Annotated in this window: 12 protein-coding genes and 1 pseudogene; 10 read left to right on the forward strand and 3 right to left on the reverse strand. The window is 66.7% G+C overall.

Annotation, left to right across the window (positions count from 1 at the left end; genetic code table 11):
• Positions 1-6 precede the first annotated feature (6 nt).
• The gene (locus ACE3SG_RS04565; RefSeq protein WP_374562833.1) at positions 7-1305 is read right to left on the reverse strand and encodes a glycoside hydrolase family 18 protein; all 1299 of its coding nucleotides are present in this window, start codon (positions 1303-1305) and stop codon (positions 7-9) included.
• 333 nt (positions 1306-1638) lie between these two features.
• Here ACE3SG_RS04565 and ACE3SG_RS04570 point away from each other — a divergent pair, with 333 nt between their 5' ends.
• From ACE3SG_RS04570 to ACE3SG_RS04580, 3 genes are read left to right on the forward strand one after another with little or no spacing between them, the layout of a single operon-like run.
• The gene (locus tag ACE3SG_RS04570; protein WP_374562859.1) at positions 1639-3051 is read left to right on the forward strand and encodes an efflux transporter outer membrane subunit; all 1413 of its coding nucleotides are present in this window, start codon (positions 1639-1641) and stop codon (positions 3049-3051) included.
• A gap of 35 nt (positions 3052-3086) precedes the next feature.
• Positions 3087-4268 (forward strand): efflux RND transporter periplasmic adaptor subunit, encoded by a 1182-nt coding sequence (locus tag ACE3SG_RS04575; protein ID WP_374562834.1) that lies wholly within the window; start codon positions 3087-3089, stop codon positions 4266-4268.
• Between the two features lie 10 nt (positions 4269-4278).
• Positions 4279-7395: an efflux RND transporter permease subunit gene (locus tag ACE3SG_RS04580; protein ID WP_374562835.1), complete on the forward strand. Its 3117-nt coding sequence runs from the start codon at positions 4279-4281 to the stop codon at positions 7393-7395.
• Between the two features lie 235 nt (positions 7396-7630).
• Here ACE3SG_RS04580 and ACE3SG_RS04585 read toward each other — a convergent pair whose 3' ends face one another.
• Complete coding sequence (locus ACE3SG_RS04585) at positions 7631-8539, reverse strand: LysR family transcriptional regulator (RefSeq protein ID WP_058142330.1); 909 nt, start codon at positions 8537-8539, stop codon at positions 7631-7633.
• A gap of 124 nt (positions 8540-8663) precedes the next feature.
• Here ACE3SG_RS04585 and ACE3SG_RS04590 point away from each other — a divergent pair, with 124 nt between their 5' ends.
• Positions 8664-8942, forward strand: coding sequence for a metal/formaldehyde-sensitive transcriptional repressor (locus tag ACE3SG_RS04590; RefSeq protein WP_058142329.1), 279 nt, complete (start codon positions 8664-8666; stop codon positions 8940-8942).
• Between the two features lie 195 nt (positions 8943-9137).
• Here the strand turns inward: ACE3SG_RS04590 and ACE3SG_RS04595 are convergent.
• Positions 9138-10430 (reverse strand): annotated as a pseudogene (locus tag ACE3SG_RS04595) (heavy metal translocating P-type ATPase); the annotation flags it as partial.
• Positions 10431-10446: 16 nt separating this feature from the next.
• On the opposite strand from ACE3SG_RS04595, the gene ACE3SG_RS04600 reads away from it, so the two are divergent.
• From ACE3SG_RS04600 to ACE3SG_RS04625, 6 genes are all read left to right on the forward strand, one after another.
• Positions 10447-10593: a hypothetical protein gene (locus ACE3SG_RS04600; RefSeq protein WP_212635703.1), complete on the forward strand. Its 147-nt coding sequence runs from the start codon at positions 10447-10449 to the stop codon at positions 10591-10593.
• Positions 10594-10667: 74 nt separating this feature from the next.
• Complete coding sequence (locus tag ACE3SG_RS04605) at positions 10668-10952, forward strand: metal-sensing transcriptional repressor (RefSeq protein ID WP_058142328.1); 285 nt, start codon at positions 10668-10670, stop codon at positions 10950-10952.
• Between the two features lie 59 nt (positions 10953-11011).
• On the forward strand, positions 11012-12337 hold the full coding sequence (locus tag ACE3SG_RS04610; protein ID WP_058142327.1) for an MFS transporter: 1326 nt from the start codon (positions 11012-11014) through the stop codon (positions 12335-12337).
• Positions 12334-14205 carry a cation-translocating P-type ATPase gene (locus ACE3SG_RS04615; protein WP_058142326.1) on the forward strand — a complete coding sequence of 624 codons (1872 nt, stop codon included), beginning with the start codon at positions 12334-12336 and terminating at the stop codon, positions 14203-14205. Before ACE3SG_RS04610 ends, ACE3SG_RS04615 begins: the two co-directional genes overlap by 4 nt.
• Positions 14206-14207: 2 nt before the next feature.
• The gene (locus ACE3SG_RS04620) at positions 14208-14702 is read left to right on the forward strand and encodes a hypothetical protein (RefSeq protein ID WP_058142325.1); all 495 of its coding nucleotides are present in this window, start codon (positions 14208-14210) and stop codon (positions 14700-14702) included.
• Between the two features lie 75 nt (positions 14703-14777).
• Positions 14778-15902: an efflux RND transporter periplasmic adaptor subunit gene (locus ACE3SG_RS04625; protein ID WP_077190953.1), complete on the forward strand. Its 1125-nt coding sequence runs from the start codon at positions 14778-14780 to the stop codon at positions 15900-15902.

The raw sequence follows: 15902 nt of genomic DNA on the forward strand, positions 1-15902 counted from the left end.
GGGCATTCAGGGCTTGCGCGGCACGTGGCCGACGCCCAGGTTCATCGCGTTCAGCAGGTCGCCGTTGTCTTGCGACAGCTCCCACGCGAACACCCCCGCCAGCCCCTGCTCGACGGCGAAGCGGCCCTTGCGCAGCACCGCGCGGGGGTCGTCGTAGCCGAGGTAGAAGCGGGTCGATGGGTTCCACAGCGCATAGGCCTCGCCCTTCGGGTCGTAGATGACCTGGTAGCCGCTGCGGCCCTGGCCCTGCTTGTCGAGATAACGCGCGGCGATGTCGCGGTAGATCACCGAGCCGTCGGCACCGGCGAACACGCCGTCGCGCTTGCTGCCGTTGAACTGCGTCGGCTTGGGCGACGGCGGCACCACGCCGGTGAAGCCGCGGCCGTACATCGCCACGCCGGCCACCAGCTTGGCCGCCGGCACACCCGCCGCGAGCATCGTCTTCAGGCCACCGGCCAGGCTGTCGTCCAGCCCATCGCCCACGCTGCGCAGCGCGGTGTGGTGGCCGGCCTGCGGCGTCCACGGGCCGAAGTAGTCGTAGCTCATCATGAACACGAGGTCCATCGCCTTTGCCGCGTCGCGGTAGTTGATCTTGCCGACCAGCGATTCGGTGGTGTTGATCGCGCTGGTCACCAGATACGGCCGGCCGGTCTCAGCCGACAGCGTGTCGACCGTCTTGCGCAGCGTCTGCATCAGGTCGGCATAACCTTGCCCGTCCGCGGCGGCGCCGAGCGGCACGCCGTTGGCGCTGCCGTTGCTGGTGGGGTGTTCCCAGTCGATGTCGATGCCGTCGAAGCCCGGGTGGCGGCGCAGGAAGTCGGCCACCGAGGCCGCAAATCGCGCCCGCTTGGCAGGGTCGTTGGCGAGGTGGAAGAACGGGTCCGAGCCGCCCCAGCCGCCCACCGAGGCCAGCACCTTGATGTGCGAGGCGCGCTTCTTCAGGCGTTGAAACGCTTCGTCGAAGGTCTGGTCGATCGCGCTTTCGGCCAACTGCTGCTCGCCCTTGCCTTCGCAGCGCGGCGCGTCCTTCTCCAGCTGGCCGGGGCCGCAGACATGCAGGAAGGCGTAGATCAGGTGGGTCACGTTCTGGCCACTGAGGCCATCGACCAGCGCCACCGGCTCCCAGTTCGGCACGTAGACGCCGACCACCTTGGCGCTGCTGCGCTCGAAGTCCATGACATGGCCACTGAACAGCGCCGACACCGGCGGGTCGCCAGCCGCGACGGCCGCCCCGCCCCCCGACGCGCCGGCCAACACGCCCGCCACGACCATCGCCACCCGAAGAGCCGCCCGATTGATCCGCACCGAAACCTCCGATTGAAGCCGGCTGGCAGGATAGCACCGGTTAGCTACCAGTTAAATACCAGTCGAATTGGGCCCTGTTGGGCCTACGAAAACTCGCGCCGGAACCCACGTAACAAAAAATGTCAATCCGCAATTCATCCAGTCGTCAGAAATATTATTGATTCCCTCACGCACCCGCCGCGGTAGTCGCTGGGCCCAGCTGAACGCCAGGCCCGAAGGCGCCGGGTCTGTCCCGTGCCCGTGCCTGCCCCAGGCGCACCGGCACCCACCCCGAACCGAGAAGTCGCCCGCTGGCGTTGGCCGCGGCGCTGGAGGAGATCTCAGTTGAAGCGCATGAAGTGGATCGCCCCCGTGGCGGCGGCCTCGCAGGCCGCGCTGCTGGCGGGTTGCGCCGGCACGCTGCCGGCGCCCGAGCCGTTGACCAGCGCCGCGCCGGCGCAATGGCACGCCGCGCTGCCGCACCAAGGCCAAAGCGCCGACCTGACCCGTTGGTGGCAGCAGTTCGACGACCCCTTGGTGGCCGAGCTGGTGACCGCCGCCGAGGCCGCCAGCCCCACGCTGGCCGCCGCCCAGTCGCGCCTGGCCGCGGCCCGCGCGGCGCGCACCGCCGCCGGCGCCGCGCTGGCCCCCACGCTCGACGCCAGCGCCAGCCTGACCCGCGGCCGCAGCGAGATCGGCGCGCCGCTGGCCAACACCGCGCTGGCCGGCGCCCAGGCGGCGTGGGAGATCGATCTCTTCGGTGCCGGCCGCGCCGGCCGCCAAGCCGCGACCGCCCGCCTCGCCGGCGCCGAGGCCGATTGGCACGACGCAAGGGTGCTGGTGGCGGCCGAAGCGGCGCTGAGCTATGTGTCGCTGCGGGCCTGCGAAGCGCAGTGGGTGCAGACCCAGACCGACGCCGCGTCGCGCATCGAGACGGCTCGCCTGACCAGCCTCAGCGCCAAGGCGGGCTTTCAGCCCCCGGCCAACGAGGCCTTGGCGCAAGCCAGCGCCGCCCAGGCCCGCTCGCAACTCGCCGCCCAGGCGGCACAGTGCGACCTGGAGCTGAAGACGCTGGTGGCCCTGACCGCGCAGGACGAAACCAAGCTGCGCGCCCGCCTCGACGCTGCCAAGGCCACGCTGCCGCAGCCGGCGCAGATCGGCGTTGGCGCGGTGCCGGCCGAAGCCCTGGCCCAGCGGCCCGACCTGGCGGCGGCCGCGCGCGCGGTCGAAGCCGCCAGCGCCGATGTCGACCAGGCCCAGGCGCAGCGCCTGCCACGTGTCAGCCTGGCCGGCTCGGTCAACCGCGCCCGCATCGACTTTGCCGGCGGCAGCACCGAAGGCAACCTGTGGAGCCTGGGGCCCTTGAGCGTGTCGCTGCCGATCTTCGATGCCGGCGTGCGCGCCGCCAACGTCGACGCGGCCCGCGCGCGCTACGACGAAGCGGTGGCCAACTACCGCGGCAAGCTGCGCACCGCCGTGCGTGAGGTCGAAAGCGCGCTGGTGCAGCTGGACAGCAGCGCCGCCCGCAGCGAAGACGCCCGCGTCGCGGTCGATGGCTACGAGGCCTCGTTCCGCGCCGCCGAGGCGCGCTACCGCGGCGGCCTGGCGAGCCTGTTCGAGCTCGAGGACGCCCGCCGCAGCGCCGCGCTGGCGCGCAGCCAGCTGATCGACCTGCAGCGCGAACGCGTGACGGCCTGGATCACGCTGTACCGCGCGCTCGGCGGGGGCTGGCAGCCTGCCGACGCGGCCGCGGTCGCCGCGCGATGAAGCGACACGACACCAAGATCATTGAGGACACGAGCATGAAGACGCCATTTCGCCCGACCTGGGTTGTTTCCGTCACCGCCACGGCCGCCGCACTGGCCGTGCTGGCCACGCTGGTCCACGCTGCCGACAAGCCCGCAGCGCCCGCCGCCACCGCCTCTGCCGCGCAGGCTGCACTGACCGTCAGCACCACCAGCCCGCAGACCACCACCCTGGCCACCAAGCTCAGCGCCAACGGCAGCATCGCGGCGTGGCAAGAGGCCGTGGTCGGCACCGAAGCCAACGGCCTGCGCCTGGCCGAGGTGCGCGCCAACGTCGGCGACGTGGTCAAGAAGGGCCAGGTGCTGGCCACCTTCGCCGCCGACACCGTGCAAGCCGAGTTGAACCAGGTTCGTGCCGCCGTCGGCGAAGCCGAGGCCACCTTGGCCGAGGCCGAGGCCAACGCGCAACGCGCCCGCGAGCTGTCGACCACCGGCGCGCTGAGCGCGCAGCAGATCAACCAGTACCTGACCGCCGAGCGCACCGCCAAGGCCCGGCTCGATGCGCAAAAGGCGCTGGCCCGCGTGCAGGAGCTGCGCCTGCACCAGACCCAGGTGCTGGCGCCTGACAACGGCGTGATCTCGTCGCGCAGCGCCACCGTGGGCGCAGTGTTGCCGGCCGGCACCGAGATGTTCCGCCTGATCCGCCAGGGCCGGCTCGAGTGGCGTGCCGAGGTGCCGTCGAGCGACCTGCCGCGCCTGAAGGCCGGCATGGCCGTCAACGTGGTGCTGCCCACCGGCAACAGCATCACCGGCAAGCTGCGCATGGTCGCGCCGACGGTCGACGACAAGACCCGCAACGCGCTGGTCTATGTCGACCTGCCTGCGTCGACCGACGCCCGCGCCGGCATGTTCGCGCGCGGTGATTTCGACATCGGCAGCGGCCAGGCGCTGACGCTGCCGCAAAGCGCCGTGGTGCTGCGCGACGGCTTCAGCTATGTGCTGCGGGTGGGCGCCGACAGCAAGGTCGCGCAGACCAAGGTGGCGGTCGGCCGCCGCGTCGGCGACCGGGTCGAGGTGACCGGCGGCATCGACGCCAGTACCAAGGTGGTGGCCGCGGGCGGCGCGTTCCTGGCCGACGGCGACCTGGTGCGCATTGTCGAGGCGGCGGCCCCCAAGCCGGTGGCCAAGTCCTCGTCGCCGATCGGCGCGGCGATCCCGGCCGCCACGCCGGGCCAGTGAGGAGCTGATGATGAACGTCTCCACCTGGTCCATCCGCAACCCGATCCCGTCGGTGTTGCTGTTCATCATGCTCACGCTGGTGGGCCTGATGGGCTTTCGCTGGATGAAGATCCAGAACTTCCCCGACATCGACCTGCCGACGGTGATCGTCAGTGCGTCGCTGCCCGGGGCTTCGCCGTCGCAGCTGGAAACCGAGGTCGCGCGCAAGATCGAGAACTCGGTCGCCACGGTGCAGGGTGTCAAGCACATCTACACCACCGTGCAGGACGGGGTCGCCACGATCACCGTCGAGTTCCGGCTCGAGAAGCCGACACAGCAGGCGATCGACGACGTGCGCGACGCGGTCTCGCGCGTGCGCTCTGACCTGCCCGGCGACCTGCGCGACCCGGTCATCAGCAAGATGGAGCTGGCTGGCACGCCGATCCTGACGTACACCGTCGCGTCGGCGCGGATGGACGACGAAGCGCTGTCGTGGTTCGTCGACAACCAGGTCACCAAGTCGATGCTCAGCGTGCGCGGTGTCGGCGCGGTGTCGCGCGTGGGCGGCGTGTCGCGCGAGGTGCGCGTGGCGCTCGACCCGCTGAAGCTGCAATCGCTGAACGCCAGCGCGGCCGACATCTCGCGCCAGCTGAAGCAGACGCAGCAGGAAGCCGCCGGGGGCCGCACCGACGTGGGCGGCGCCGAACAATCGGTGCGCACCATCGCCACCGTGCAGTCGGCCGACGAGCTGGCCGCGATGGACGTGGCGCTGAGCGACGGCCGCCACATCCGGCTCGACCAGGTCGCCACGGTGACCGACACGGTGGCCGAGCAACGCTCGGCCGCGCTGCTCGACGGCAAGCCGGTCGTCGGCTTCGAGATCGTGCGCAGCCGCGGCGCGGGTGAGGTCGAGGTGGCCACCGGCGTGCGCACCGAGCTCGACAAGCTCAAGGCCGCGCACCCCGACATCACGATCACCGAAGCCTTCAACTTCGTCGACCCCGTGGTCGAGAACTACGACGGCTCGATGACGCTGCTGTACGAAGGCGCGCTGCTGGCGGTGATCGTGGTCTGGTTCTTCCTGCGCGACTGGCGCGCGACGCTGGTCTCGGCCACGGCGTTGCCGCTGTCGGTGATCCCGGCCTTCGCCGCGATGTACTTCATGGGCTTCACGGTCAACATCGTGACGCTGCTGTCGCTGTCGCTGGTGGTCGGGATATTGGTCGACGACGCGATCGTCGAGATCGAGAACATCATGCGCCACCTGCGCATGGGCAAGACACCGTTCCAGGCGGCCAAGGAAGCGGCCGACGAGATCGGCCTGGCCGTCATCGCCACCAGCTTCACGCTGATCGCGGTGTTCCTGCCCACGGCTTTCATGGCCGGCGTGCCGGGCAAGTTCTTCGTGCAATTCGGCTGGACGGCGGCGATCGCGGTCTTCTTCTCGCTCGTCGTCGCGCGCATGCTGACGCCGATGATGGCGGCCTACACGCTGAAGCCGCAGCCCGAGAAGCCCGACCCGAAATGGATGTCGATGTACATGCGCTGGGCCGCCTGGGCGCTGAAACACCGCATCAAGGTGTCGCTTGCGGCCATCGGCTTCACGATCGCGTCGTTCGCATTGGTCGGGCTGCTGCCGACCGGCTTCGTGCCGCCGGACGACCTGTCGCAGACCCAGGTCACGGTGACGCTGCCGCCCGGCAGCACCTTCAGCCAGACGCTGACGGCGGCCGAGCAGGCGCGCCATCTGATCATCCAGAACAAGCACATCAAGCTCGTCTACACCGCAATCGGCGGCGGCTCGACCGGTGCCGACCCGTTCATGCCCTCGGGCGCAGCCGACGTGCGCAAGGCCACGCTGACGATCAACATGACGCCGCGCAAGGACCGCCATGGCGTCAGCAAGCAAGACATCGAGGCCCAGCTGCGCGAGGCATTGCAGCCACTGCCCGGCGTGCGGGCCAAGGTCGGCTTCGGCGGCTCGGCCGAGAAGTTCTTGCTGGTGCTGGCGGGTGAAGACGGCCGCGTGCTCGCCGAGCACGCGCGCCTGGTCGAGCGCGACCTGCGCAGCATCCCGGGCATCGGCGCCGTCACGTCGACGCTGAGCCTGGTGCGGCCCGAAGTCGTCGTGCGGCCCGACTTTGCGCGCGCGGCGGACCTGGGCGTGACCTCGGCAGCGATCGCCGACACGCTGCGCATCGCGCTGTCGGGCGACTACGACCAGGCGCTGCCGAAGCTGAACCTGTCGCAACGCCAGGTGCCGGTGGTCGTGAAGCTGAATGACGACGCGCGCACCGACCTCGACTTGCTGTCGCGCCTGTCGGTGCCCGGCGCGCGCGGGCCGGTGATGCTGGGCAACGTGGCGACCTTCGCGATCGACAGCGGTGCCGCGCAGATCGACCGTTATGACCGGCTGCGCAACATCAACTTCGAGATCGAGCTGAACGGCCAACCGCTGGGCGAGGTCGAAAAGCGAGCGTTGGCGCTGCCCAGCCTGGCCAAGCTGCCGCCCGGCGTGATCCAGCGCAGCGTCGGCGACGCCGAGGCAATGGCCGAGCTGTTCTCGAGCTTCGGCTTGGCGATGCTGACCGGCGTGCTGTGCATCTACATCGTGCTGGTGCTGCTGTTCAAGGATTTCGTGCAGCCGATCACCATCCTGATGGCGCTGTTCCTGTCGATCCCGGGCGCGTTCCTGGCGCTGTTCGTCACGCGCACCGCCTTGTCGATGCCGTCGATGATCGGGCTGATCATGCTGATGGGCATCGCAACGAAGAACTCGATCCTGCTGGTCGAGTACGCGATCATGGCGCGGCGCGAGCACGGCATGACGCGGATGGAAGCGCTGCTCGACGCCTGCCACAAGCGCGCCCGCCCGATCGTGATGACAACGATCGCGATGGCCGCCGGCATGATGCCGATCGCCCTCGGCCTGGGGGTCGACCCGAGCTTCCGCTCACCGATGGCGATCGTCGTGATCGGCGGGCTGATCACCTCGACCTTCCTGAGCCTGCTGGTGATCCCGGTGATCTTCACCTTCGTCGACGATGCGGTGCACAAGATCCAGGGCGTGTTCAAGCGCCGCCACCACGAGGCCAACCAAGCGCTCGCCCCCGCAGGCGGCACGGTCTCGGCGACGGAGCAGAAGTAGCCGCGGAGCGAAAACGACAAAGCCGGCATGCGCCGGCTTTGGAAGATTCTGGAGCGGGTGAAGGGAACAATCCCAAGCATCCAACCCGTTGATTGACAACTGGATTTTCCCATTCACCGCACGGGAAAAGACCACATATTGTACCAGTCAATCGTGCTCGTCAACGCATTGCTTCCGTCGCCGTCTGGGGACGATCAGCAACAGCCACCAAAGCTCAGGTTCTGGCGGCTCGCGTTCAAGCGCCAGTCTCACCGCCTGGTGCCCCGCCAATCGCCTTCACGCGACTGATGAAGCGCTTCATCGGCTCGGACGGCTCTCCCTGGCGGCGCAGCAGGAACGTGGTCAGCGTCGGCGCCGTGCCGGCCAGCGGCCGGATTGCGATGTCCGGGCGCTGCCAAGTCTGCACCTGCGAACCGATCGCGAAACCAATGCCATAGCCTGCGCCCACCAGTGTCAACATCACGCCCAGGCTCGTCACGTGGTCGGCTACCTTGGGTGTTACGGCTGCTCCATCCAGCACCGCCTGGATTTGGCTGTGACAGCCCGAACCTGCATCCGGGTGGCACAGCACCAACGGGAACTTCAAGGCATCCTGCAACTTGACTTGGACATGAGCAAGCAGCGGATGGCGCGCCGGCACAATCACCGACAGCGGATCGCTCCAAGCCGGCTCGGCCACCAGCCCGTCGTTGACTCCATCCGATAGCGCAAAGCCGATGTCGAGCAGGTCGTTGTGCAGGCCTTTGAGCTGCTGCGAGAACGGCAACTCAAAGACGCGGATGCCCAACTCTGGCTCTTCCTCGCGGCTACGGGCCAACAGCAACGCGATGCGCGGCTGGGCCAGGCTGTCGCAGATGCCGATGCGCAATGTGCCCTGATAGCCTTGGGCCGCGCTCTTGGTCGCCTGTACCGCATGATCGACCGTTGCGAGCACGCGCCGGGCTTCGCCCAACAGCACTTTGCCAGCCCAGGTCAGGCGCGTTTGGCGCGTGCTGCGGTCGAACAACTGCACGTCAAGCAAACGTTCGAGGTCGCGCATCGCACGCGACACCGGCGACTGCTCGATGCCTAAACGTTCGGCCGCTCGGGCCAAGTGCAACTCCTCCGCTACGGCGATGAAGTAGCGCAACAACCTGAACTCCATAGCGGCCTCCTTTTCGCGTTGTTTTGGTGTGGCCGACCCGCCCAACACGTCCGCCCCATTCTTGTTCCAAGGATGAAGTCAATATACCATACCCCCCTATCCTAAACAAAGATGAACATCTATCATGAATCACACAGTCAGGGAGAAGCCAAAGCTCCTCGCTCGTGTGCGTCGCATCCGCGGACAGCTAGAGGGGATCGAGCGTGCTCTGGAAGCCGAAAAGAGATCTGCCGAGGTCCTGCATCAGATCGTTGCGGCACGCGGCGCGCTGACGGGCTTGATGCGCGAAGTCATGGAGGGGCACATCAACTCGCACATCGCCAATCCGCAGGACCCCGGAGACGGTACGCGCGAGCAAGGCGCTGCGGAACTGATCGCAATTCTGCGCAGCTATATGAAGTGAATCCGATGCCGCCTATGGGCGCAGACCTCTTGGGAGGATCATCGACGATCGCGCATCACGAGCGAGTGGATGGGGACCTGTCCTGGTTGCCACCGCAGAGCGCCATCGACAGTAGGCCGAGTGCCATGACCGTAGGGTGGCTATCGCTCAGCGGACGAATGCAGTTGTTGAGCCGCAGCACGCTGCCGCGACCGTTCAGGCTTTCTGCGCTTTGCCCAGCAACCGCAGTCCGTTGAGCACCACCAACAGGCTGGCCCCCATGTCGGCGAAGACCGCCATCCACATCGTTGCGTTTCCAAAGACGGCGAGCACAAGGAAGACGGCCTTGATGCCGAGTGCCAGCGTGATGTTCTGCCACAGCACTGCATGGGTCGAACGCGACAGTTTTACCGTTTCGGCGATGCGCCGCAGATCATCGTTCATCACGACGACATCGGCTGCTTCCATCGCGGTATCGGTGCCGGCCGCGCCCATTGCCACGCCGATGTCGGCTTGCGCGAGAGCGGGCGCGTCGTTGATGCCGTCCCCGGTCATCGCGGTTGGTCCTAGATCGCGCTGCAACGTCTTGATCGCTTCGAGCTTGTGCTCGGGCAACAAGTCGCCGCGTGCCTGCGCGATGCCGGCCTCCAGCGCGACAGCCGTGGCGGTGGCCTGGTTGTCGCCGGTCAGCATGACCGGGGTGATGCCCAGCGCCTGGAGCGACGCGACGGCCTCGCGCGAGGAGGGCTTGATGGTGTCGGCGACTGCGAACAGCGCGAGGACCCTCTCCGGCCTGGCCAGCAGCGTGACGGTGCGGCCCATCTCCTCATGCTGCTTCAGCCGCTGCTCCAGCGCCGGCGAGCACTGCCCACGTTCTTCGATCAGGCGGTGGTTGCCGAGCACATAGGTCACGCCACCGACCTCGGCCTGCACACCACGCCCGGCCAGCGCCCTGAAGTCCCGCGCCTCGACACCGTTGGGCTTCAGGCCGGCAGCAATCGCGCGCGAGACCGGATGGTCGGAGTGGCTGGCCAGCACCACGGCGACGTGTTCGGCCTGCGCCGCCTCGGTTTCCAGATCGACGACGGCCCAATCCACCAGCCGCGGCTTGCCCTCGGTGATCGTGCCCGTCTTGTCAAGCGCGATCGCCTTCAGCTTGCGCGCCTCTTCGAGGTAGATGCCGCCCTTGACCAGGATGCCGCGACGGGCGGCCGCCGCCAGGCCGCTGACGATGGTCACCGGCGTCGAGATCACCAGCGCGCAGGGGCAGGCGATGACCAGCAGCACCAGCGCCTTGTAGATGGCCTGCATCAAGCTCCAGCCGAGCAGCCACGGGCCGAGCAGCGCAACCGTCAGCGCGATCATGAAGATCGCCGGCGTGTAGACCGCCGCGAAGCGGTCGACGAAGCCCTGCGTCGGCGCGCGCGTCGCCTGCGCTTCCTCGACAGCATGGATGATGCGCGCAAGCGTCGAATTCGACGCCGAAGCCGTGACCTCGAACTCGAAGACTTCCAGCACCCGGCTATTGAAAAGCTTGTCGCCGGGCGCGGGTGGCGCGCCTTCACTGCATCAGCGGATCGGTGCGGTGTACGACTTCGTGCGCAACGAGATCGCCTACGGCTGCAACGAGGCGGATGAGTTGCCGGCCTCGTGGGTGCTGGCTGACGGCTAAGGGCAGTGCAACACCAAGGGGACTAAACCCTGTAAGATATCCCCTCCAGGGGCATAGGATCAAGGCGCTCGGTTATGCACACACATCACTCCGATACACATCAGTCACATCCCGCGATCGTTAAGCGGCTGCGCCGCGCCGGAGGTCATCTGAACAGCATCGTGGAAATGATCGAGCAAGGCCGCTCCTGCCTCGACATCGCACAGCAGCTACAGGCGGTGGAGAAGGCGATTCAGCAGGCGAAGAAGACGCTCATTCAGGACCACCTTGATCACTGCCTGGAGGATGTGGTTGGCCCCTTGGCGCGCGATCAACGCGAGTCCATGGCCGAGTTCAAAGAGATCACCCGATACCTGTGAGCCTTCTATGCCGTCTCTTGCCGAACTGATTCACCAGGGAACCGCGAGCGTCTGACGCCATGCTGCAGATTCTTGCCAACCGCACGTACCGACACCTGTTTCTCGCACAGGTGATCGCGCTCGTCGGTACGGGATTGGCGACGGTGGCGCTCGGGCTGCTGGCATACCAGTTGGCCGGCGCGGATGCGGGAACGGTGCTCGGCACCGCATTCGCGATCAAGATGGTGGCCTACGTCGGTGTGGCGCCGGTCGCAACTGCGCTGGCTGACCGATTCCCTCGCCGCACGATGCTGGTCTGTCTGGATCTGGTACGTGCTGCCGTTGCGCTACTGCTGCCTTTCGTTTCGCAGGCGTGGCAGGTCTATGTCCTGATCTTCGTACTGCAAGCGGCGTCGGCGGCCTTCACGCCCACCTTCCAGGCGACGATCCCCGACGTACTGCCCGATGAGAAGGAATACACCCAGGCGCTCTCGCTTTCGCGCTTGGCCTACGACCTGGAAAGCCTCGTGAGCCCGATGCTGGCGGCGGCGCTTCTAACGGTCGTCAGCTTTCACAACTTGTTCGCCGGCACAGTCGTCGGCTTTCTTGCGTCCGCCGCGCTTGTGGTTTCAGTCGTGCTGCCGAGCCCCAAGGCGAGCGAGCATCGCGGCATCTACGACCGCACGACGCGCGGCCTGCGCATCTACCTCGCGACTCCCCGGTTGCGGGGACTATGGGCCGTGCAGGCCGGCGTAGCAGCGGCCGGTGCCATGGTCTTCGTGAACACCGTGGTGCTGGTGCAGTCCGCTTGGAGCTTGAGCCAAACCCAGGTCGCATTGGCCTTGGCGACATTCGGTGCAGGGTCCATGGTGGCAGCGCTGGCCTTGCCCCGGGCACTGGAGCGCTTACCCGATCGGCCAGTGATGCTCGCAGGTTTAGCCGTGCTGGTGCTGGGCCTGGCCCTTGGGTCGATCGTTCAGGGAATGAATGGCCTGCTGCCGTTGTGGTTCGTGCTCGGCCTTGGATACTCCGCTGCTCAGACGCCTTCGGGTCGGTTGCTGCGCCGCTCTGCGCATCCAGAAGATAGACCGTCGGTGTACGCGGCGCAGTTCGCGCTATCACATGCCTGCTGGCTGGTGTTCTATCCATTGGCCGGGTGGCTTGGGGCAAGAGCGGGGCTTCCCTGGGCCTTCGCAGTGCACTGTGCGGCAGCGATCGTCGCGCTTGTACTGACCCTCAAGCTATGGCCGGCCGATGACCCGGAAGTGCTTGAGCATGAGCACCATGACCTACCGCCAGGTCACGCGCACGCGGATGGCACCGAGCCAAGGACCGCAGGACTGCGCCATACCCACCCCTATGTGGTGGACGACTTGCACCCACGCTGGCCGGGCTTAGAACGATGAACCACCTAGCTGATACATCTAAGAGTAGCGTCCTCGGGCTCATGACGCGGGAGCGCTGGATCGAGGTCGGGCGCATCGTGTTGACGGGAGCCGTCGCACTGCTCTATTGGCGGCAGCTTGTCCCGCTCTACGTCCTGTGGGCAGCGGTCGGCATCGGCCTTTACCCGCTAGTCAAGACCGGGCTGATTGATCTGTTCACCGAACGAAAAATCGGTACCGAAATCTTCGTCACGATTGCAACGCTCGTCGCGGTGTTCGGCGGCGAAACGGTTGCCGGCGCTGTGTTGATGGTCATCATCCTCATTGCCGAGTTCATCGCCGAGTTGAACACTGATCGCGCGCGGGCATCCATCAAGGAACTGATCGGCGCTGTGCCGCAGACGGCACTGGTCCGCGAGGATGGCACGGAGCGCACAGTGCCCATCACCGCGGTCAAGGCCGGGCAAGTCGTTCTCGTGCGTACCGGCGAGAAGATTCCGGTTGACGGCGTGGTGGTCGGCGGCAGCGCTGCAGTGAATCAGGCGCCGATCACTGGCGAAAGCGTGCCCCAGGACAAAACCGAGGGCACGCAAGTCTTCGCCGGAACAATCGTCGAATCCGGTGCGATCGACGTGCGCACGGATAGGGTCGGCGGCGACACGATCTTTTCCCGCATCATTGCCTTGGTCGAGAGCGCCGAGTCCGAAAGAGCACCAGTACAGAAGCTGGCGGACAAGGTGGCGAGCTGGCTGATCCCGGTCGTTCTGATCTTTCTGGTCGGCGTATTCCTCGTCACGCGCGATGTCTCGAAGGTGGTGACGCTGTTGATCTTCACATCGCCGGCAGAGCTTGGCTTGGCGACACCGCTCGTCATGATTGCCGCAATCGCCCGCGCCGCGCGGAGCGGCATTCTGATCAAGGGCGGCCTCTATCTGGAGCTGCTGGCGAAGGCCGACGCGGTGGTCTTTGATAAGACCGGCACGCTGACCGCGAATAAGCCGGAGGTCGTACAGGTTCAGTCCTTTGACCCGACCCTCAATGAGGACGATCTTCTGCGCCTTGCGGCTGCGGCAGACCGACGCTCTGCGCATCCGCTGGCCAAAGCTGTTTTCGAGGGTGCGACGCGCCGAAGCATTCAGGTACCGGAGCCACAGACTTTTGAACAGTTGCAGGCACGCGGCGTCAAGGCGACCGTCGACGGCAAGATCGTACTGGTGGGCAATCCGGCGCTGCTGCTTGAAGCCGGGGTGACGATCGACCAACCTGTCGCAGAGTCCGGCCGCACCCCGGTGCATGTGGCGGTAGACGGCAAGCTTGTCGGTGTCATCTTCATTGCGGACACGTTGAGGCAGGGAGCGCGTGCGGCGATTGCCTCGCTCAAGGAAAGCGGCGTCAAGCGTGTCGTCATGTTGACAGGAGACAACGCCGCAACGGCCAACGCGATCGCGGGCGAACTCGGAGTAGATGACGTTAAAGCCGACCTGATGCCGGAGGGCAAGGTCGTCGCGATCTCAGAACTTCAGAAGCAAGGGCTCAAGGTCGCCATGGTCGGCGATGGCGTCAACGACGCGCCCGCACTGGCGAGCGCAGATGTCGGCATCGCCATGGGCGGCGGCGGTGCCCAAGCAGCCCTTGAGGCCGCAGACATCGCGTTGATGACCGACGACCTGAGCAAGATCGTGGCTGCACGCAGCATTGCACGCCGCTCCTACCGCACCATCCAGGAGAACCTGTGGGTTGGTGTCGGTGTCGTGCATGTGCTGGGAATCACCGCCGCGTTGCTGGGATGGATCGGACCGATTCAGGCCGCCTTCATCCACCTCGGCCCTGACGTCCTGGTGTTCCTGAATTCCGTGAAGCTGTTGCGGGTGAAGATCGCTGGTACGTGACGATGACAATCCAGCAGCCTCCATCCCCGACAGCCACGGTGCACGCTACGCCAGCGAACGCTGTCGTGCGCACATTCGCATGGATGGCGCGACTGGTCCTGGTGTTGCTGCTGGTGGTCGATCAGGTAGGAGCACCGTTGCATGCGCATCACCATGACTTCGGTGTCGATGGTCTGGCCCTCGCCGACGTGCATGCGCACAACGCCGAGGTGCATGACGGGCACACCGTAGACGCTCGGCATATCGAGGATTGTTCGGGAATCGGCGGCGGCCATTCGGTCCTCGCACTTCGCGTTGAGGGCAGGACGTTCGTCGCTTCGTCCGAGAAGTCCGATGGCGACCAGCAGCATGCAGCCTTCGTTGCGCTGCTCATGGCAGTGGCAGCACCGTCGGTCGATATTCGCCGGCAGCCTGACGATTGGCCCCGCCAGGCGGCACCCCTGTACTCCACAGGCGTAGTCCGTCCACAGGTAAGAGCGCCCCCACTCCGCGCTTGACGTCAGTTCCCCATTGACCAGTCAAGGGCCTGCTCGCCGGTTGCGGCGGCGGGCTGGCATTTCCGCGGAGTATTTATGTCTTACCAATCTTCACTTTGGACGCGCACGCTCTGCGCTTCCGCAATCGCGTTCTCTCTCTCGTCGACGGCCTTGGCTGCCGACGAGTTCGCCGTTTCCACCGCGCAGATGCAGGCCCTGGGCGTACAGCTACAGCGCCTGGACAAGCCTGCATCCATTCCGGGCATGACCTATCCAGCCCGCGTCGTGCTGCCTCCCTCGCAGGAATACGTCGTCAGCGCGCCGCTGGCCGGCGTGGTCGATCAATTGCTGATCGGTCAGAACGAAGCCGTCAAGCCGGGGCAGGCCTTGCTCCGCTTGGCCAGCCCGGAATTGGGCGAGCAGCAGCTCAAGCTGATGGAAGCGGCCTCACGCAACCGCTTGGCGCAACGAACCCTGCAACGAGAGAAGCAACTGGCATCCGAAGGTATCGTGCCCGAGCGCCGGGCGCAGGACGCACAGAACGCCGCCGCCGAGGAGCAAGCCCGCGTGCGACAGGCTGAGGCCGCCTTGCGGCTGGCCGGATTGGATGCCGCATCCATACGCCGCGTTGCTGAAGGCAGCGCCATGCAGGATGCGCTAGTCATCCGGGCACGCGCCGGGGGCATCGTGACCGAGCTGAGCATCAAGCCCGGCCAGCGCGTAGCACCCTCCGATCCCTTGGTGCGGGTTGCCGACACCGGCAAGCTGTGGCTCGACATTCAATTGCCGGTGGAGCGTCAGTCGCAGGTGACGGCACGCGGCGGTCAAGTGGGCATCGTAGGTCGGGATGCGAGCGCCGTCACCGCAAGCCTGGGCAGCACGGTCAGCGACAACCAGACCATCGTGCTGCGCGCGCAGGTCACGCGCGGGGCGGCGTTGCTGCGGCCGGGCGAGTTCGTGCAGGCCCAAGTGGCCTTTGCCGGTGGCGGCGAAGGCTGGCCGGTGCCGGTCGCCGCCGTGGCGCGACAGGACGGCAAAGCCTATGTCTTTGTGCGCACCGACAAGGGCTTCGTGGCCACGCCGGTGGAGGTACTGGACAGCGCCGGCCAGGCCCTGCGCATAAAGGGCGCGCTGCGCCCCGGCCAGGAGATCGCCATCACGTCCGTGATCGGCCTGAAAGCAGCCTGGCTCGGCAAGGGCGGCGGCGAGAAGGGTGAATGA

Source organism: Ideonella sp. (genome assembly GCF_041914305.1).
In the GTDB taxonomy this organism is placed as follows: Bacteria; Pseudomonadota; Gammaproteobacteria; order Burkholderiales; family Burkholderiaceae_C; genus Ideonella.